This window comes from Okeania sp. SIO3I5 (assembly GCF_010672085.1).
Classification (GTDB): domain Bacteria; phylum Cyanobacteriota; class Cyanobacteriia; order Cyanobacteriales; family Microcoleaceae; genus Trichodesmium.
On the sequence record NZ_JAAHHT010000020.1, the window covers coordinates 16,522 to 37,152 of the forward strand.

Sequence of the window (20,631 nt, forward strand, 5' to 3'; positions counted from 1 at the left end):
TCTACCTTAATTTGACAAAAAAGAAAAACTGTGATAAAAAACATTTTTTTAGTAACCATAACTCAGGACTGAGGCAAAATATTAAATCACACACCATCTGTAGGGGCGATTCGCGAATCGCCCCTACTAGATATGGAGGTTCTGCGTAAGTCTTGTATACGAAAATCCCAAGTCAAATCAAACTATGAGATAATCCATAATAAGTCAGATACCATAGTAAAAAAGAAAGTTCCATGAAACGTTTTATTTCTCGTCTATTAGCCTTAGTTTTAGTTTGTGCTATTGGTTTGATGGGTTGTTCTAATAACTCTTCAATTTTAACTGGAAATTATCCCGAAGATACATTAAACTTAATCAGCAGCTTAAGAACAGCTATTGAGTTACCAGAAAATACAGAAGCTAAGAGTGAAGCTCAAGCAACAGCACGTCAAATAATTAATGACTATGCATCTCGCTATCGTCGTGATGATTCTACAGCTAATTTACCATCATTTACCACAATGCGAACTGCTCTAAATTCTTTAGCAGGACATTATAGTTCTTATCCAAATCGTCCTGTACCAGAGAAATTAAAGAAACGTTTAGAACAAGAATTTAAACAAGTAGAAATTGCTTTAAAGCGTGGAGTATAGAGCTACGCGCAAGTTATAAGTCAGAAGTCAGAATTAATTTATGACTAAATTTTTCCTGTGGAAATGCTGCACAAATAACACATAGAAATTTCCCAGAAATTTCTCAATTTTTAAAAGTAATTAAAGCTGATAACTGACCTCCTCCATTCTAGTTGAACTAGCCATAAATTATGAACAATAGTTCATTATAATTATGGCTGTTTAACTAGATTTTATTTGTCTGATTAGAGTAAGTAGGGAATAGGGAGTAGGAGGAAATAATTGATGATGATTTTTGTGCTATAATTAACCCTATTTTTTACTATTGGAAATGTATAATCTAAATCTAGAAAAAAAACTAAATTTCTGGTTTCGTCTGTGTCAGTTATGTATTTGTAGTAAACATTTATCAAACTAATATTATGCAAAAATATTCTACTTTTTTGACAAAAATTAAAACTAAAAAATGTTTCCAGATAAGTAGTTTAGGAACTATTTTATTGAGTCTGGCAGTCAATTCCTTTTTATGGTTTCCGGAAAAAGTACAAGCACAAACAGACATTTATTGTCGATTGTCACCAGAAGCGATCGCCGAAAAAGAAAATCTTCGCCAAGCAGTTTTAGCAGGAAATAAAGATGCAGAAAAACAATATCAAGATATTCATATTCAACATAGTCGAGAAGTTAACAATTGTCGCATCAGAAATTGGCCGAGAACTCAAGGTATTTGGTTACGAATATATCCTTGTGATATTAGACGGGGAGAAATTGACAGGATACTAGATAAAGTTGTTAATTATGGCTATAACCAAGTATACATAGAAGCTTTCTATGACGGACAAGTGCTTTTACCGGCAGCAAATAACCCCACGGTTTGGCCGTCGGTACTCCGCGTACCTGGTTATGAAAATGTCGATCTATTAGCTGAGAGTCTGAAAAAAGCACGAGATAGAGGTTTGCGTGCTTATGCTTGGGTATTTACCATGAACTTCGGGTACACTTATTCCCAACTACCGAACCGTCAACAAGCATTAGCGCGTAATGGCAAAGGTCAAACAACCCTGGATGTAATTCCAGATAATGTTAGTTTACATAACCAGTTAGGTGCGAGTCATGCTTTCCATACTTTCGTAGATCCTTACAGTCCGGAAGCACGTCAAGATTATAGCGTTATGGTGAATGAGGTGTTAAAACGCCAACCTCAAGGAGTTTTATTCGACTACGTTCGTTATTTGCGGGGAGTGGGGGGTGACTCTGTAGCGGATGACGTAAAAGATTTATGGATATATGGTGAAGCTTCTCAGAATGTGCTGTTGCAACGGGCGAAAAATGAAGCGGGAAAGGAATTAATTAGAAGATTTTTAGACAAGGGGTATGTTACTTCTGGAGATATTTATGCTGTTTCTTCCAGGGAGTCTCCGAAATGGCAAGGTTTCTTTTCACCTTCTGGTAATGGCGACAAACTACCGAAAGGAGGTTCGGGAACGCAGGTTTGGGAATTGAGTATTGCTCATGCTGCTCAAGGAATATTAGATTTTCTCCAGGTGGCGACTCAACCAGTAAAGCAAAAAGGTCTGTCTACTGGTGCTGTATTTTTCCCTGGTGGAAATAGGAGAATACAGAATGATGGTTTTGACTCTCGCCTCCAACCTTGGGATCAATTTCCGACTTCGATGGAATGGCATCCGATGGCGTATGCAATTTGTGGCGATCGCGACGCTAGTTGTATTGTTTCTAAAGTGGAGAGAGTTTTGAGTATGGCGTCTAATGGGGTGGCGGTTATTCCGGCGATCGCTGGTACTTGGGGAGAACCTTTTAAAAATCGTCCTTCTTTGGAAATACAAATGCAAGCTATTAGGAAGGCGACTCCTCAGATTAATGCTATTAGTCATTTTTCTTATGGTTGGCAACATATTGAAGAAACTCGCCTGCGGAAGTCTTGTCGGTTGTGAAAATAGAATTATCTCAAATCTGGATAATCTGTAGGGACGTTGCATGCAACGTCCCTACCTGCTAAATAGATTATAATATTTTATGGCATTGCATAATTGTGGGATGATTTTGTTAGAAAGGATCGAGGATAATCCCCGTGTCTCCTTGTCTCCGTGTCCCCGTGTCAGCCTCAATCATCCCAGTATTCAGCAACGCCTATTTTATTGTAGGGGTTTGGTCTCCAAACCCAAGCACAAATTTTCACAAATCATTTAGGATTAGTATATCAGCGATCGAGATTATGAAAAGGAAGAGAAAACGAACATCAAAGGAAAAAAAATTAGAGGAAAGAATAGAAAAGCTGAGACAACAAGGTTTTTATTTTCCTCCAAACATTCAATCTCCTAACAAAAAAACTTCTGAAAAACAAACCAGATTAATCAGGCGTTTTGCAGATTGGTGGGAAACAACTCCTGTTGAGAAGTTTTTAGAAGATATACATTATCTGTTAAAAAATTCAGCAATTTTAGATATTTTTAGTTTGCTTACTAATGTTGCTATTATTGTTAGTTTGGTGAGCTGGTTAACGGGTTTAGAAGAACGAAAAGAAAATAAACTTTTTTCTACCTGGACTATTATTAATGATGGTAAAGGCGATCAATCTGGTGTTGTAAGAACTGCTGTAGAACGGTTATATAAAGATAAATTTTCGTTATCTGGTCTACAGCTTAATAAAACTAACTTAAGTGGAGCTAACTTTAGTAAAATTGACCTCAGTGGAGTTGACCTTAGTGGAGCTAATCTACTTGCTACAAACCTTAGTGGAGCTAACCTACTTGCTACAAACCTTAGTGAATCTTTCCTCTTTGAAGCTAACCTCAGTGGAGCTAACCTGCTTGCCGCTAACCTTAGTGGAGCTAACTTTGGTGGAACTAAGCTCAATGGAGCCAACCTTTTTTTGGCTAACCTCAGTAATACACAAATAAAATTAGCCTGCAATTGGAAAGAAGCGACTTATGTAAGCAGTAAAATAGTTGACAACAAATGGGTTCCTTTAGATAAGCAAGCTAACCAAGATAGAATAAAAGAAATTGAACAAGATAAAGATTCCGATCCTAAAAATCCTCCTGATTGTTCTAAATGGGAATAAAGACTAACAAAATTTTATTAAAAACTAACAATTATGCACATCTCTAAATACCTTATTTTACTCTCAATATCATTACTTTCAGCTTGCACTTTTGAAACATCAAAAATTCCTCCAGAAACAGAAACTTCGGACAAAAATTCTCCATCTACAGTTACTCCAGATAATAATTCCCAGTTCGTAGAAAATCTAGTAGAGAATTACCTCGAAAAAACTCAAGTCAAAACAACAGTAAATCTAACTTTACCCGAAGCACAAAAAGTTCAAAATCAGTTTGTAGTAGAAATTAGTAAAAGTCTCGGTCCGGTAGTTGGTTATAAAGCGGGATTAACTAATCAAAAAGCTCAAGAAAGTTTCAACGTTTCTCAGCCTTTGCGCGGTGTTTTTTTAGAAAAAATGTTATTGGAAAATGGTAGTGTTATTTCTGCTAAACTTGGCAGTCGCCCTATTGGGGAAGGCGACTTAATTATGAGGGTAGGAAGTGCAGAAATTAATAATGCCAAAACTCCGAGAGAAACCTTGAAGTATTTAGATGCAGTTATCCCATTTATTGAATTGGGAGATTTAGTTTATAGCGAAGATATAAAAATAGATGCGCCGGCTCTTTTAGCAATTAATGTTGGAGCAAGAACAGGAATTTTAGGTCAACCTTGGACGCAACAATGTCCACATTTTTGCCTAACCTTATGTTTTGAGGTTAATTAATTGACCTCAAAAACATCTTATTTATTTAGGAAATAGAGACAATTACTCGTTTTAAGCACATTTTTTCTAAGAGGTCGTTCTATGAAGCGAACATTTCCGAATAAAACTAAGTCTGTTGGTAAATGTGAACTTCACACAGAAGCAAGTATTGAACAGACTAAACAAACAAATATAGATACTAGCAAGGCTTGTTCCTCGGCTGCAATGATTGGACTTGCTGCTATCTCAACTACAATGGGTGCATCAGGCATCCTCTTCCCCGGGGAAGGCGATCGGGCAGTAGCAGCAGAGCTGCCTCAAATAGATACGAATCAACAATATTCTTCTGAAGTAAAAATTTCAGAACTAAATATTACTGGGGTTAATAGAGGAAAAGGTCTACTGCTGCAAAAATTGACCCAAGGCCATGTAAATACTGAAGGAAATAGTGATTCTGAAGTAGGGATAACTAAACCTGAAACTGTTTTGCCCTCAGGACAACAATTAGGAGATAGGTCTTTTTTACCTGTAGAACTTAAACAGAAAAACCTAAATCAAGCAAAAAGCAATAAGTTGCCTCCTTTAGGTTCCATAAGTAAAGTACAAGTAAAGAAAGATATTAGTAGTGATGGCCTGCAACTTGAGCAATTAAAAACAGGAATTAACCCTGTTCAAAAACAAAAAAACCGCCCGGCAAAAAGTTCGGTGGAGTGGAGGTATGAGGAGTCTGTTTCTGAGTCTGTAGGAAAGCCTTTTGATTTATCAAAAAGGAAAATCCTAGAAAAAAATATATCTCAGAAACCACAAAATTTAGTTGTTACCGAACCAGCGCTAGAAATAGCTACCCCGAAACTAGATAATAATTCTGCTGCTAGACAAGTAACTGAGGATCGAGCAGATATTTCTCCAGAGTCTATTAAGACTCAAGAGACAAAACTAGAAGGAGCAGTAGTTATTGATTCGGAGATGACATCTACACCAGTTTCATTGGTGTACAAAGTGCGTGTTGGGGACACATTGAGTTTAATTGCTAGTCAGCACAATGTATCTGTTGGGTCGTTGGCTAAAATTAATCAAATTAAAGATCCAGACGTAATTGAAGTTGCCAAATTACTGAAAATTCCTCAGCAAAAATCTTCTTCATCATTAACTCTACCAACTTATAAAGGTGGAAATTTCACTTACCTAGAAAATTATTCTGGAAAACAAGAATTTGGTCAAGCTTCCCAAGAGACTAAAAACGATCGCCTGAATTTTCCAGAAACCAAGATACCCATTAAAAAATCTGATTATTCATCATATAATAAACTCAATCTTCCTACATCTAAAGTTTCAACAATGGGAAGTTTAGAGCTTACTTCTTGGTCTCAAGATGCAGGCAATAAAGAGTCCCAAATAAATCAGAAATCAAAAGAATTTATAACTTCAAAACACTCGGTTGCTACACAGAAGACCAAAACTCCCTTAGTTAATGGTAAAGTATGGCCTACTCATCTAAAATCAAACGTATCTAGGCCAAATTCTACTACAGAGTTAGAAAATCAAATCAACTTTACTAATAACCAACCTGTTCAACAAACAGAAATTGCTAGTGATACAAAAGATAGTGAATCAGTACCAGTAGCTCAAACGGATAATAAAGAAAATCCTTATTCCAATCGTTTAAGGTCAGAAATTACTAGACTACGAGAAGAATATAATGCTCAAAAAGATTTAGAAGAATCTCAGAGCACTAATTCACAATCAACAACAATTATTCCAGTACCTCAACCACTATCTTCAGAAAATAACCTATCTATTAATCATCAAATTCCTATAAACAACAACAATAAAAATAGATACTTACAGCGCACTTATCAGCTAGAAATTAGTACCCCCGAAACCAGACAATGGTCTGAAGAAATGAGAAATAATCGACCAGAAAGGAGAAATCCTGCTACAGTTGTGAAAGAACTACCCGCAGGAAGTCAGATTAATCAATCTCAAGACTCATCTCTTATGGTAGCAGCACCAATAGGAGGTAACGCAGACCAGATTCTTAATAATCCTTCGCTTGGAAAAATGGTTTCCCCAGATTTACCACCTTTGGGTAAAGCTGATACCTATTTACCTGGTGGATCAATGCAATTTACAGGGTATACCTGGCCAGCAAGAGGCGCTCTTACATCAGGTTATGGTTGGCGATGGGGAAGAATGCACAGAGGTATTGATATAGCAGCACCTACTGGGACACCAATTGTAGCAGCAGCTCCTGGTATTGTTACTTATGCTGATTGGAATAGCGGGGGTTACGGTAATCTAGTGGAAATTCAACATCCCAATGGTAGTCTCACAGTTTATGCTCATAACAGCCAAATTTTGGTTAGAGAAGGTCAAAAAGTGTCTCAGGGTGAAATGATTGCTAAAATGGGAAGTACAGGCCGTAGCACTGGGCCTCATTTACACTTTGAAATCCACCCTAAAGGGAACGGAGCGGTAAACCCGATGGCCCTTCTTCCTTCTGGAAGGACTTATAATTAGAATTTTGACATTCTCTCCCGTTGTTAGGCGCTGAAATTCCTACTGAGTCCGAAATGTTTCGGTAGATTAGTGTTTCTTATGATGCTTCTAACCAATGTGTCACCCTAACGGTTTCCCCCACCTCCATTTAGGGTTTCCGGTTTCCGTCTTCAGTTATCACCGACATGAAATGCTACGGGAAATGAAAAGCGTTTTGCGTTCGGCAAAGCTTCACTTTTCATATTGCGGAGCAAAATGGCGGTTGCCGAAATGACTTTAAAATTAATAAATAAGTAAAGTTTGCCCTTGAGTTTTATCTAGTCTTTGACATACTATTTGGTGGTTAGGCGCGGAAATTATTCTGGTTTCAGCATAATTTTTTCCGTATAGTCCACTTAAATTACACACCTGATAATGTCTAATACAAAGGTGGTTCTTTACCCAAGCATTTTCTATATTCCAAAAGCCTTTAGAACTATACCCTAGGGTGCATTTCAAACATAAAAAAACTTTATTTTCTTATATCTGTATATTTAGAGTTTTTCCATCGACAAGTCAAAATCTCGTCATAACCCCTAACTCTAGTTTTCAAGGTAAATTCGTTACCGAGAGCTATAATTTAGGTTTTTAGAGCGGTTGAATACTTTGGGGTTTTGTGCCATAACCATAGAGCTACCTGCTTAAGGACGAGGTTTTAAAGCAAATTTTTTGGAAAAAAAAATTCTTAAATGGTTGACGAAACTATGGTAATCTATGCTAAGATTATAAATGGTTAAAAAACTAGGCTCAGTAGCTCAGTGGTTAGAGCAGGGGACTCATAAGCCCAAGGTCGCAGGTTCAAATCCCGCCTGAGCCATATTTGTTAATAATTACCTCAAAATGTAATTTCTAAAAAATACTTGGAGATTTTAAAAATCTCTAAAAGAGGGTTTAAATATTGCTAACCCTATTCAGTATTTATTATAAATAAACGTATTAAACGCATTTCATAACATTTAATTGTAATTTTTTTGATTTAATTTCTTTGGTTCAATAACAAACATACAAGGTTAACTTAGATATTAGATAGTAGATGTACTAAAGTAGTCTCTTAAAAACTAACGTTTTTTACTATGTGAACAAGGTTTGTGGAATTGATACGATTATTGTGGCTTACCATGAAATTATGGCAATTCTAAGATTATTGATACTCTTTTTCATCATTCTGGGACAAGTTCTTCACTGTAGGTAAAGTCGCCATTTATGGCCATAAGACCCGAACTACAATTGTATAGTGATAAAACTTTGAGGACAGTTTCCTTCAAAGAAAATCTATATACCATTATGATTAATAATAAGCTTTTTGATTAGATTAAATGTTTTAATAATATAGAGGTTATTAGTAGTTAAAACAGGAAGCTCTGACAAATGCTAGATTGAGAGCAACTCATAATAAAAAAATTATCAACTCATTTTCATAAGGAGAATTAAATCATGACAGATGAATGCCTGCGTGTGGGCAAAAAAGCTCCGGATTTTACTGCTACAGCTGTAGTGGATCAGGAATTCGAGACAATTAAACTGTCTGATTATCGTGGTAAGTATGTAGTCTTATTCTTCTACCCCCTGGATTTTACTTTCGTTTGTCCAACAGAAATTACGGCCTTTAACGCTCGCTACAGAGAATTTGAGTCACTTAACACTGAAATTTTAGGAGTTTCAGTGGACAGTGAATTTTCACATCTAGCTTGGATTCAAACAGATCGTAAGTCTGGCGGTATTGGAGACCTTAATTATCCCCTATTATCTGATATTAAGAAAGAAATTAGTGCCGCCTACAATGTTTTAGATCCAGAAGCTGGTATTGCCCTACGGGGATTATTTATTATTGATAGAGAAGGTATTATCCAGCACACAATGATTAATAATTTTGCTTTTGGCCGTAATGTGGATGAAACTCTCCGCTCTCTACAAGCTATTCAATATGTACAGGTTCACCCAGATGAAGTTTGTCCCGAAGGTTGGAAACCGGGGGATAAAACTATGAATTCCGATCCAATTAAGTCTAAAGAATTTTTTGCTGCTATTGAATAAATTTTTTGAGGCAGTTTATAAAGTACCTCATAATTTTGATAAAATACTTACTCCAATACTGTAGCTGAGATTAAAAATCTCAAGGTTTTGGATTCGTAAATCTAAAATACAGCCGTTTTTTTCTTTCTTATTGATGAAGTATATATATTGATAATTTTAGGGAGTGGAGAAGATGGATATGATGCACCAGATTGCTCACCTAATCTGCTAGTCTGCTGTATATTTCAATTAATTAAAGTTTGGACTTTTTAGTTTTAATTAAAATTAGATCATGCTAACTTCTTATGACTTTAGGGGTTTACTAAATCAACGTTTTTTTCAAAATTTATTACCTATTCCAGCTATTAATGGTTTGGATAATGGTAAAAGAACGCCAGATTTTGAATTACCAGATCTTACAAATAATAAATTAGTTCGGTTATCTAATTATTGGGGAGTAACTCCTGTCATAATTGCCTTGACTCGTATTTTTACTGAAAAGCAGTATTGCCCATTTTGTTTCCCTCATATCTTGGCTTTAAATAACAATTATGAAAGGTTTTTAGAGCAAGGAGTAGAAGTATTAATGATTACAAGTACCGATGAGGAGCAAAGCAAGATTGTTGTGAAGGATCTAAGTTTAAAAATGCCACTACTTAGTGATTCTAGTTGTCAGGTGTTTAAAAATTACAAGGTTGGTCAAGCTTTAGGAGCGCCTTTATCGGGGCAGTTTGTATTAGATAAACAGGGTAGACTTTGCTATAAACATTTGTTTTCTTTTCTAGATCATAATGCTAGTGTTGAGGATTTGTTGGCGATTTTAGATAATCATATTTTTGAGTAAAATAATTACTAATAGTTGAGATTATTTCAGTGCAAATAGCGATCGCTTTTTGACAAGCACACGACTATCAAAAATTACATCAATAATTAGGGTTTGCTCAAAAAGTATTTTGGTAAGGGTAGGAGTCAGGAGTCTGGATGTAGGGACGTTTCGCTGGCGCGACATGAAACGCATTTTTGTTATGCAACGTCCGTACGGAGTCAGGAGAAATGGGAATTATAAAAGAGTTAGGAAAAAGAATAGTCCCTTGATTTTTATTCCCAACTCTTGCCTAAAATGCTAATTTTTTGAACCTGAGCAACCTAAAAGCTTGTACTTTTTTCGACTAAAAAAGGATCAAACCTTTATTTTTCAAAGATTTGAGATTAAGAAAACAAACCCTAATTAAAACAACCTAAGCTAGCATCAACTCAACTTCAAAAAGTCGTCGAGCTTGTTAATTTATTCTGCTATTAATTAAAAATTTATTCCCCAATACTTATGGTTTTATATTTAAAAATAGTGAGGCAAAACCTGAGTTGAATATTGCAAGTTGGGCATTAAAACTTCCATCTTAATCAACCTATCCCACTATCCTAAAAATGCTTGTTTATTTATTGAAGTAAAATTTTCCTGAAAAGCTGGATTTTTTGTTTTTATCTTTAAGAATATTTGTGCTTTTTAGGAAAAATATTATTAGTGGGATAGGTTCAATGTATTACTTTGCTTTAAGGTAACGTTAATTTTGTAGAAGATTTAGATAGTCTTAACTTGTCAAGATTTGCTAAAGTCATTACCCAAAATAACATTCCGTATTCCGATCATGGCACAAAACCCACTAATTAAAGATTTATAAACTCTTTGAGTTTTACCAAATTCAGAAATAACCACATCATTCTCTGGATATTTATCTATAAATATTATCATAGTAGTTTAACTCCTAATCTTATCAAGAAAAGGAGTATCAACAAAATATTGCAGAAATTGAAACTAAAGTGATTAGAAATTTAGTCAGAAATCATTCATAGCCAGATAATTCATAAGGAGTTTGAGGAATCACATTGATATTACTATGAGAATAGCTAGCAATGGCTAATAAAGGTAATGTTAAAGTTAATAAACCAATCGCCGTTCCCAAAATATTTGTAATCCATTGAGGAGGTTTATCATCTGAGTAACTAGGAGGTTGACTATCTGATTCCATATTTAGGAAATTTCTAAAAAACTTAAAGTGTTAGTTGTCATACAAGTTCTATTATAGATGCTATTTTTACGTTCACCTAAACTTTAAACCTTGATTATTGACAACTACGATTTTTTTTCCGCAACTTTGTCTTTAATATTTTGAGCTATTTTTGCTAATGTCAGGGATCTTTGACCCATACTCACAGATAGTCTGGGTGTATCTGCCAAAGAATCACGAGATAAATCCAACAAAAGTTCACGCACTTTCTCTACCCATTCTAGAGAATCTGAAGGAATGATTAGGCTATCAGCTTTTTCTTGGATACTTTCTGCTTTCTTGGCCAATGGTAGAGCTCTTTCCGCAACATCTTCTGGTAGCTTAGGTTTATCTGAAACAGAAGCACTGGCAATCTCAACCAATAACTGATGGACCTTGTCTACCCACTCAGTATCTGAGTAGTGGGAATTTAAATTATTCATAACTAGGGCTAGTTTTTTTCAAAATATGAGAACTAACATTCTTTTCAGAGAGAAATTTTTACTTTTCAGTTAACTTCCAGACTCCATCCCAATCTTTCCCAGGAAGTTGGGCCTGAAATAGCTGACAACGACCAACGTGTAATTTAGCAGCTTTGTTATTTGGGTCAATATTTAGAACTTCTTTAAATTCAGCTTCAGCTAGTGCAAAAGCTTCCTTAATAGAATCATCTGTTAATTTTTTATCTTTGGATGGCCTCAAATAATACTCCCGCCCTTGACGATAGTGTCCAACAATCTGATGTTGTCGATCGGTCAATTCTTGCTTCAGTTCGCCTTCTTTAAAACCTAAAAGTTCATATATTCTGACAGGTTGAGTTTTTCCTTTCACCGTAATCAAGTCCAATTCCCGAACCCAAAGCAATTCTTTGTAAGGTTGATAAGTATTATCACTAATGACTAAATCTGTCCCATACTGTTTACTTGTACCTTCCAGGCGAGAGGCTAGGTTAACACCATCTCCAATAGAAGTTAGCTCCATACGTTTACTAGAGCCAATATTACCACTAACTACTTCATCTGAGTGAATCCCCATGCCAATACTGATGGCCTTTTTCTTCTTAGCTACACGGTCTTCATTATACACCTGCAAGCGTTGACGCATTTCTACACCAGCTTGCATAGCACACAAAGGATGATCTACTAATGGAGCTGGAGAGCCAAATACTGCCATTAATGCATCTCCTATATATTTATCTAGAGTGCCTTTGTATTTGAAGACAGCATCTACCATCTCTTCAAAATAATCGTTCAGCATACTGACAACTTGTTCAGCGCTCATACTTTCTGTCAAAGTAGTGTAGCTACGAATATCACTGAAAAGTACAGAAACTTGTTGACGTTTACCTCCTAAACCAGTATCACCACTTGCTAATAATTGTTCTGCGACTTCTGGTGTCATGTAACGATACATCAAATTTTTAACTTGCTTTTCTCCAGAGATGTCCTCCATCACCACCAAAACGCCATTCACCTTATCTGGTTCCAAGACATCAACCATGGAGTTAATTGACAAATTAATACTTTGAGGTTCTAAATCTCCTTGAGGTAACAAAGTCTGATCTGGATAATACTGTTGGTACTCTTTAATGTCACTAGGAGAGAGAGCTACATCTAACCATTTAGAAAATTCACCTTCTTTAAGGCAAAGCAGATTTTTTACAGATTTACCTTCTACTATCTCTGTATCGCTAATGCCTAGTAAATGTCTAGCACTTTCATTTGTAGCAATGACTTTGCCTTTTTTATCAGTTGAAATTACACCGTTGGTGAGACTGCGTAGAATGTCCCTTTGCCGTTGTTGTTCTTGTTTGACTGTATCAAATAATTTGGCGTTTTGAAGGGCTACACCAGCTTGGATATTAAAAGCCTTCATAAACTCTAAATCATTACGGTTAAAACTGGCCTTCCATTGTTCTGGTGCATTCGGCCAATCTGCGGGATTATAGGCTGGATATTCTCCTTGTTTCTTTTTATTAATTAACTGAGTCACACCAATTAATTCATTGTCAGCATTAAAAACAGGCATACATAACAGACTGCAAGTACGATAACCTGTTTTTTCGTCTGTTTCTTTGGCTGTAACTGAACGGGCATCTTTATAAACGTCAAAAGGAATTAGTAGTGGTTCACCAGACGTGGCCACCATACCAGCAAAACCTTTATCTTTAGCTATCCTAATTTCAATTAACTTACCATCAATTGGGATTTTTGTCCAGAGTTGATTTTTATCGTTGTCTATGAGCCATAAGGTACTGCGGTCTGCATTCATCAGTTCCTTGGCCTGATCCATGACTTTTTTCAGAGTATCTTCTAAGTCTAAGCTGCTTTTGCTGAGGGAGTCCACAGCTTTCATTAAAGCTTCTGCTGCTCTTTGTCTTTGGGTAGCTGCATAAAATGACTTAGAAGATTCTAGTATCAAACTAATAGAAGGAGCAAATTCACGAAATACTCTTTCATCTTCTTCAGTAAACCCATTTATATCTATTTTGTCTTCTAAAAGTTCATATTGTTCTGCATCTAGTTTGAACTTATTTAGAAGTTGAACAACTGCAATTAAATCCCCAGTTTCTTCTTGCAATAATGGCATTACTACCATACTATAAGTTCGATATCCGTTTTGTTTATCGAATGTTTTCGCACTCGCTGAACGGGGGTCATCATAGAAATCGTAAGGAATATTAATAACTTTTTTGCCTTGAGCTGATTCTCCAGCGATTCCTACATTTGCGGGAATTCTTAAATGTAATGGTTTTCCATCAGATCCTTTAGCCACTGTTGACCAAAGTTCATCTTTTTCTTCATCTAATAACCAAATTGTAGTTCGGTCTGCGTTTAATAATTCTCCTGTTTTGAGAGTAATTGAACTTAACATTTCATGGAGAATTGCATCAAATCCTTGAGCTTCTAACAAATTATTGAGCATCCCAAGAGTTTGATTAACTGTCGTTAACTTTGCTTCAACATCTTTAACTGTTTTGACAAAGTTCTCTTTAGTTAGAGGAGCTAGATAACTAGAGAAGCTAGATCCAGGATGAACTAATGCACTACTTTCATTAACTTTTGATTTAGTTTTGGGTTTATTTCCATTACTGCTATTGGTTTCAGGATTTTTATAACTAGAATTATTTTGAGGCTGATACACCTGATGGTTGGTACCCTCTAGAACTTCCACATCCTCTATGGGGATTGTGGTGTACTCTGTTGCTATGTGGTTTGGAGATGCAGATGTCATAATGCTTTAACTAAATTAAGTATTGTTATTGGATGCTCTTTTTTGTCTCTAAAGTTATTTTAATTTTTATTTTATGTAATTCTAGCTGGGTTTGTTAATTAATATTAAGCACTGAAGGCTTTTTAAACATTCGATAATAAGCTGTAATGTAATCTAACATAATAATTTTTTCAACCTTTGTTTATATAAATTATTCTTATATCTTCTATCTTCATTAGTTAAGATAATAGCGTGCCATTCTACTTTCCCCTTCAATGCCAAAATCAAGTAGTTATGGATACTTAAGATTAATTTTTTGCTTCTTATTCAGAAGAATTAATTTTATCTAATAAATTACTTTTGCTTTTTTTCAAGATAAATCACCAAGATTGTGCTATTTTTTCTGAAAAATTACTGAGATTGATAACTTTAACTGTTTTTTTATTTGCTATTGTAAATATTGCTGAGTTAGATACACAGGGATTACATAACTTAGCATTTCATTTTAATTTTCTCAATAAACCTCTCCGGAAAAGAGGGACTAGGGAGTAGGGATTAGGGGGAAATAATTGATGGTTTATACACGATAATTGATTTTATTTTTGATTATCGGAGATTTCTAATATAACTGTAACAAAAAAAGTCGATTAATATGTGAGGAAGATATTTTGTCATTGAATTTATATTAACCTAAATATAAGGGTCATTTAATTTATCAGTTATTACTTATCAATTATCAGTACCTTCAAGTAAACCATAGGGATTGAAATAATGAACCAAATATTTTTTGCCTCCCCTTAAAAAGGGGAGGCAAGAAAAATGTCTGTAAACTTAGACATTTTCTTGGAGTCTAGGGTTGATTAACGTTCTAATATGATTATCTATAAATAATTAATGACGGGAGTGCAAACTCCTTCCCACTATTGATTTGTTAAAATTTTTTTCTACTGATGTATATATATTCCCCCACTTAATATTTCAAATTTTTACTTTTTATCTCAACGTTGCTTGAAGACCCGCGCTTTCCATCCCCCCTAACCCCCCTTTGAAAGCTATCCCTTATAAGGAACTCTTGAAACCCTTGTGGGAGGGTGGGGAGGATGGGGAGGATGGGGAGGAAGAATTCTGTCTACATTCATAAAAAAGTGTATTGAAAAAGACACTTTTCTCCTGAAAAAGCCGATTCAAGACTTAAACATAACTTGTCTATGTTGTCAAGTTTTATGTTAAGAAAAATGTTTATAAAGCATAGCTTTGAAAGGGGGGAGGGGGAGCGACGCAATTGGAAAACCAATTAATATTGCGGTATTTACAATAGTATGCTATGATAAAATAATAAGGCTGCTGGGCTAGCAGTGTCAGTCTGTGGAGCGACCGTAAGACCGGAAAGAGGTTCGGCCTCGGAGGCAGGTGCTATGAAGCAGAAAGTCCCTATCAGCAATGTTAGGGAATCCCGTACTGTCTCGTAAGAGCAGCGCCGGGAGGATGTCAAAACATATCAATTGCCGACATTTATCTTAACGTTGGTTGAAGACCCGCGCTCTCCCCTAGGGGAGCGGGGGATATTTTTTTTTGCCTAACTCTTGCCCAAAATGCCAACATGCATGAGCATGAAGAGCTGAAAACCAAGGTATTTCAGACATAAAATTGCTCAAACCCTTATCTAAAAATGCTTTGAGATTTAATCAGCAAGCCATAATTAATAGATATGGATTACTTTTCACCTCCAGAACTAGAACTAGAAATAGGAATAGTAAAATTTTTCTGGCGTTTAGTTGCAGCTTGAGTTAAAAGAGATTCTGCAAAAGCAATAGCTTCTTGAACTGGTTTACCACTAGCTAATTGTGCCAGTTCCTCTCGCCGTTGATAATTATCTAGGGTTTTCACTCTAACTATTGTCCTCTCCTCAGAATTCTGAGCGCTTGAGTCAACATTGGCCATTTCCTGAACTACCTGCTTACTAACATTAAAATGATGGTCTGCCATTGCAGCAACTATGGGTTGGTGAGTTACACATAGAACTTGATGTTGACGACTAAGTTGGTGTAGTTTTTCTGAAATAGCTCCTGCTACTCTTCCTGAAACTCCTACATCTATCTCATCAAAAACAAGAGTATCTGATGCTTCGATTTGAGAAAAACAAGCTTTTAGTGCTAATAAAAACCGACTCATTTCCCCTCCAGAAGCAGTTAAATTTAGAGGTTGTAGTGGCTCACCAGGATTAGAACTAAAACAGAATATCAAGTTGTCAGCACCTGTCGCTGTTGGAGTAGTAGAAGTAATTTTTACCTTAAATTTTACTTTCTCCATAGCAAGAGGCTTTAATTCTTCTACTAAATGTGTTTCTAATTTAGCAGCAGCATTATGACGTTGTAAACTAAGTTCGCTACATTTATTTTCTAATTCTTTTTGAGCTTCTTGATATGTTTTTTCTAGTGCTTCGAGAGACTCTCCTCCTTCCAGTAACTCTTTAAGTTCTGCTTGTATTTTGTGATAATAATTAATAGCTTCTTCGAGGGTAGGACCATATTTACGACAAATTTGTTTTAGTTCTTGAATTCTTTCTTCTACATCTTCCAATCTTTGAGGATCTGCTTCTAATTGCTCACCATAACTGCTAATTTGTCGGCTAGCTTCAATAACTTGAGCTAGAGCTTCACTAATCATTTCTGATATAGGTTGTAATGTGGAATCGTAGTTTACCATATCATTTAATATTGTTTCTGCTTCTCCTAAAAGGTCTGCTGCTGCTGAATTATCACCTTCATTTTGATATAAAGCTTGATATATTTGATAACTTTGATGTTGCAGTTCAACTGCATGACTAAGACGTTGACTTTCTTGTGTTAGTTGTTCTAATTCTTGAGGTTCTGTAAGATTAGCTTTATCTAATTCTTGTACTTGGTATTCTAATAAATCTATTCTTTGTAAACGTTGCTTTTCTGACTGGCGACGGTTTTCTAATGCTGCTTTAGCTTTTTGAGCTTTTTGATAGGAAATATTTACTGTTTCTCTACATTTTAATAAGGGATAACCACCATATAAATCAAGCCATTCCCTTTGCAAATTAGGATTTCCTAATTGTAAAGTTTGGCCTTGAGCTGTAATTTCTACTAGGCGATCGCGAAGTTGGTCCATTATTTTTCGGTTAACTAGGATGCCATTGAGACGAGACCTAGTGCGTAGGGAACCTTGGGCCGCCATAATTTCTCGACTACAAACTACTAATGTGCCATCTATTGGATCTATTTCTTGACTACTTAACCATTCAGCTAGAGCTGGGTTTAGTTCAAAGGTTGCTTCTAGGATGGCTCGTTTAGTTCCTGTTCTGATGATACGGCGATCTATTTTAGCACCTAGAGTAGCATTTAGAGCATCTAGGATAATGGACTTACCAGCACCTGTTTCACCTGTGAATACATTCAGACCCGATCCTAATTCTAAGTCTAGATGGTCTATAAGGGCAAAGTTATTAATGCGAAGGGATATGAGCATTTATTCAAGGAAGGAAGAGTTCAATAATTAATAATTAACAATTAATAATTAATAATTAATAATTACCTCTTCTTGAAAAGAAGAGGATTGGTTAAAAGGAATTTTTTCTTTCTCTTGGTCGATTGGATATGGCGAGGAAACCTCGCCATCCCTCGACCGCTTTTTTCTCCTTGATAAGGAGAGACTTTCAACCTTTATTTTTCGGCAAGAAGGAAGAAGTAAGAAGAAATAATAGAAGATTAAATGTTTGCCTTTAAATTTTATTCTTCCTCTTTTAAGTAGAGCTTGCTGATTAAATATAAAAGCATTAACAGATAAAGGTTTTAGCAATTTTGATGGTCATAAATACCTTAGTTTTCAGCTCTTGATGCTCAAAAGTTAGCATTTCTGGCGCATAGTTGGGCAAAAAAATTACTCCCCTACTCCCCCACTCTCCTACTCCTTAAAAAAGACTTTTTCAGCAAACCCTAAGTAAAAGAAGTTAAGTCAAAAGTCAATAATAATTTTTGAGTTTATAGTTTGAATTTCCAATTTTTATTGATCTATTCAAAATCGGATATGCTGAAAAATAGCTTCCCCAATTCATTTGAGAAAGTTATCTCTATCTTTTCTCCCTTTTTTTGAATGTTTATCCATTCTTGCTTCTTACTTCTCTCCCAGATAACTAAAGTCTTCTTTCTTACTTCTACTATTTGTAACAAATATTTATTAAATTGATATAACATATTTGCTATTAGCTATTAATGAGAATAAGAGGTAATTTCAGTTATCAGTTATCAGTTATCAATTATCAGTGAACCTCCGACTAAACTCGGAGGCTTGAAATACTGAATTAAATATTTTTTTCATCCCCTTTATTGGGGAGGCGCATACCCTCATTTTTTGGTAAAAGCAATTAAAAAATTGAGAGAGAATTAAAAGTTACTTTCAACCAGGCGCTCCCTTAATCTTAAGACTTCGTGGCAGTTGTCAGGGAATAGAGAATAGGGAATAGGGAATAGGGAATAGGGGGAATAAAATTGTTGATTCTAGAACTTGAATTGGTTTAATTAAAAATTTTGCAAGAGGTTTTTAGAAGGAATTATCCATTATTTGCGCTCTAGCTGACAGCTAATAGTTGAATGTTTACATTTAGGAACTGAAGTTTATGCTCTAATTTAAGTATGATAATATTGTAGACAATCCCCAGATGAATATAAGTTAATTTTTCAATTATTTTTCCCTAGCTGTCTTTTCAACTCTAGATTACTATTAATAATAAGTAATTAGCATAATTTTTATCGTGTTTTAACAAAGTTTTTATTTAGGTAATGAAGCTGATAACTAATGGCTGACCGCTGAATGCTTACGATTTACCTATTATTGGTTTTTTGTCTATAATTCTAAGTAAATAGTTTCATTAAGTCTGAGGTAATTTTATGACTCCAAATCCTGCAATAATGAAAGCCGTAGAGAATTTGGACTACCGTGTTACTGTAGGGGATGTAGCAGCTAAAGTTGGATTAGATGTGAAAGTTGCAGAACAGGGATTATTAGCTTTAGCTACAGATGCTAGTGGTCATTTACAAGTATCCGAATCTGGGGAAATTGCTTATTTATTTCCCAATAATTTTAGAGATGTTTTACGCAATAAATTCTGGCGTTTAAAATTCAAAGAATGGTGGGAAAAAGTTTGGCGGGTATTGTTTTATTTGATTCGGATTTCTTTTGGAATTTTGTTGATACTTTCTTTGGTAATTATCATGGTTGCTATTGCCATTATTGTTATTTCAATTAATTCTAGTAGTGAACGAAATGACTCAGGTGGTGGGGGTAATAATTCGGGTGGTGGAATGGTATTTTTTCCCAGGTTGGGATTTAATTTTTATTGGCTTTTTTGGTGGTTTGACTGGGGATACTACGATCAACCCTATAGATATCGACAAGAAAAACAAAGACAAAAACAAAGACAAGGACAAAGGCAAAAATCTCGAAGTTCAGGTAAAAAAAATGAGCTGAATTTTTTGGAGGCTGTATTTTCTTTTCTATTTGGAGATGGGAACCCTAATTACAATTTAGATGAGCAACGTTGGCAGGCGATCGCTACTGTAATTAAAAATAATCAAGGGGCGGTAGTTGCGGAACAAATTGCTCCTTATTTAGATGATTTGGGAAAAGGATATAGTCTGGAATATGAGGAGTATATTTTACCAGTATTAATTCGTTTTAATGGTCGTCCGGAAGTTAGTCCAGATGGTCAAATTGTATATCATTTTCCGGAGTTACAAACAACAGCAAAAGAGTGGCATTCTCAACCTGTTTCTGCTTATTTGAAGGAAAAACTTTGGCGGTTTAGCGAGGCCAATTCTGGTCAAATAATGTTAGCAACTGGATTAGGTGCTGTTAATTTTGTTGGTGCTTTAGTGTTGGGTTCGTTGTTAGAAGATGGTACAGTAGCAGCTCAGATTGGAGGGTTTATTGCTTTTGTTGAAGTTATCTATCCTGTGCTGCTAGCTTATGGTATTAGTTTTTTAGTATTACCATTAATTCGTTATTTTTGGGTACAGTGGCGTAATGGTAAAGTTGAGAAACGGAATAAACAAAGGCAAAATAGAGCTGTTGCTTTAAACCATGCGAATAATCTGTTAAGGCAGAAAATTGAGTATGCTAGAGAATTTGCCAAAGAAACGATTATTAGTAATCAAGATTTAGCTTATACAACCGAAAAGAATGTGTTAGAACAGGAAGCTGAAAAGGCAGATAAAATTGATGCTGAATGGCAAAAAAGATTAGAGCGATCAGATGCTGAAGATATTAGCTGAAGTTCTTAAGTATCGATGGTCTATCTTATAGTTTTAGGACGTTTAAATATGAGGTAATTATCGTCAGATTTTGAGTGATGACTAAAAGTTACTAATTCTCATCCTTCATTACCCAAATAATTAATTAACTAATTCGGATAGTGAATATATTT

General features: G+C 35.4%; 15 protein-coding genes and 1 tRNA gene. 9 read left to right on the forward strand and 7 right to left on the reverse strand.

Features of this window, described 5'->3' with window-relative positions; all coding sequences use genetic code 11:
- Window positions 1-233 precede the first annotated feature (233 nt).
- The 8 genes from psb27 to F6K40_RS07325 all read left to right on the forward strand — a co-directional run bounded on the left by psb27 (window position 234) and on the right by F6K40_RS07325 (window position 9,769).
- Entirely contained in the window at window positions 234-632 is a 399-nt protein-coding gene (gene psb27 / locus F6K40_RS07290; RefSeq protein WP_293133478.1) for a photosystem II protein Psb27, read from the forward strand.
- 401 nt (window positions 633-1,033) lie between these two features.
- Complete coding sequence (locus tag F6K40_RS07295; protein WP_293133481.1) at window positions 1,034-2,563, forward strand: glycoside hydrolase family protein; 1,530 nt, start codon at window positions 1,034-1,036, stop codon at window positions 2,561-2,563.
- A gap of 281 nt (window positions 2,564-2,844) precedes the next feature.
- The gene (locus F6K40_RS07300; RefSeq protein WP_293133484.1) at window positions 2,845-3,693 is read left to right on the forward strand and encodes a pentapeptide repeat-containing protein; all 849 of its coding nucleotides are present in this window, start codon (window positions 2,845-2,847) and stop codon (window positions 3,691-3,693) included.
- A 33-nt stretch (window positions 3,694-3,726) separates the two neighbouring features.
- Window positions 3,727-4,395 carry a hypothetical protein gene (locus F6K40_RS07305; RefSeq protein WP_293133487.1) on the forward strand — a complete coding sequence of 223 codons (669 nt, stop codon included), beginning with the start codon at window positions 3,727-3,729 and terminating at the stop codon, window positions 4,393-4,395.
- A gap of 81 nt (window positions 4,396-4,476) precedes the next feature.
- Complete coding sequence (locus F6K40_RS07310; RefSeq protein WP_293133490.1) at window positions 4,477-6,894, forward strand: peptidoglycan DD-metalloendopeptidase family protein; 2,418 nt, start codon at window positions 4,477-4,479, stop codon at window positions 6,892-6,894.
- 762 nt (window positions 6,895-7,656) lie between these two features.
- Window positions 7,657-7,729: transfer RNA gene (locus tag F6K40_RS07315), tRNA-Met, on the forward strand.
- Window positions 7,730-8,346: 617 nt separating this feature from the next.
- Window positions 8,347-8,946: a peroxiredoxin gene (locus F6K40_RS07320; RefSeq protein ID WP_293133493.1), complete on the forward strand. Its 600-nt coding sequence runs from the start codon at window positions 8,347-8,349 to the stop codon at window positions 8,944-8,946.
- Between the two features lie 271 nt (window positions 8,947-9,217).
- Window positions 9,218-9,769 (forward strand): peroxiredoxin family protein, encoded by a 552-nt coding sequence (locus tag F6K40_RS07325; protein WP_293133496.1) that lies wholly within the window; start codon window positions 9,218-9,220, stop codon window positions 9,767-9,769.
- 21 nt (window positions 9,770-9,790) lie between these two features.
- Here F6K40_RS07325 and F6K40_RS07330 read toward each other — a convergent pair whose 3' ends face one another.
- The 7 genes from F6K40_RS07330 to F6K40_RS07360 form a co-directional block, all read right to left on the reverse strand.
- Window positions 9,791-9,943: a hypothetical protein gene (locus F6K40_RS07330; protein WP_293133499.1), complete on the reverse strand. Its 153-nt coding sequence runs from the start codon at window positions 9,941-9,943 to the stop codon at window positions 9,791-9,793.
- A 579-nt stretch (window positions 9,944-10,522) separates the two neighbouring features.
- Window positions 10,523-10,675, reverse strand: coding sequence for a hypothetical protein (locus F6K40_RS07335; protein ID WP_293133502.1), 153 nt, complete (start codon window positions 10,673-10,675; stop codon window positions 10,523-10,525).
- Window positions 10,676-10,766: 91 nt separating this feature from the next.
- Entirely contained in the window at window positions 10,767-10,952 is a 186-nt protein-coding gene (locus F6K40_RS07340; RefSeq protein WP_293133505.1) for a TLTLP motif-containing protein, read from the reverse strand.
- A gap of 104 nt (window positions 10,953-11,056) precedes the next feature.
- Window positions 11,057-11,413: a hypothetical protein gene (locus F6K40_RS07345; protein WP_293133508.1), complete on the reverse strand. Its 357-nt coding sequence runs from the start codon at window positions 11,411-11,413 to the stop codon at window positions 11,057-11,059.
- A gap of 58 nt (window positions 11,414-11,471) precedes the next feature.
- Window positions 11,472-14,204 carry an adenylate/guanylate cyclase domain-containing protein gene (locus F6K40_RS07350; RefSeq protein WP_293133511.1) on the reverse strand — a complete coding sequence of 911 codons (2,733 nt, stop codon included), beginning with the start codon at window positions 14,202-14,204 and terminating at the stop codon, window positions 11,472-11,474.
- A gap of 1,692 nt (window positions 14,205-15,896) precedes the next feature.
- Window positions 15,897-17,678, reverse strand: a complete 1,782-nt coding sequence (gene recN / locus F6K40_RS07355; RefSeq protein ID WP_293133514.1) for a DNA repair protein RecN — start codon at window positions 17,676-17,678, stop codon at window positions 15,897-15,899.
- Between the two features lie 48 nt (window positions 17,679-17,726).
- Window positions 17,727-18,008: a hypothetical protein gene (locus F6K40_RS07360; protein ID WP_293133517.1), complete on the reverse strand. Its 282-nt coding sequence runs from the start codon at window positions 18,006-18,008 to the stop codon at window positions 17,727-17,729.
- Between the two features lie 1,088 nt (window positions 18,009-19,096).
- Here F6K40_RS07360 and F6K40_RS07365 point away from each other — a divergent pair.
- A complete protein-coding gene (locus tag F6K40_RS07365; RefSeq protein WP_293133520.1) occupies window positions 19,097-20,479 on the forward strand; it encodes a hypothetical protein in 1,383 nt (460 codons plus the stop codon).
- Window positions 20,480-20,631 lie beyond the last annotated feature (152 nt).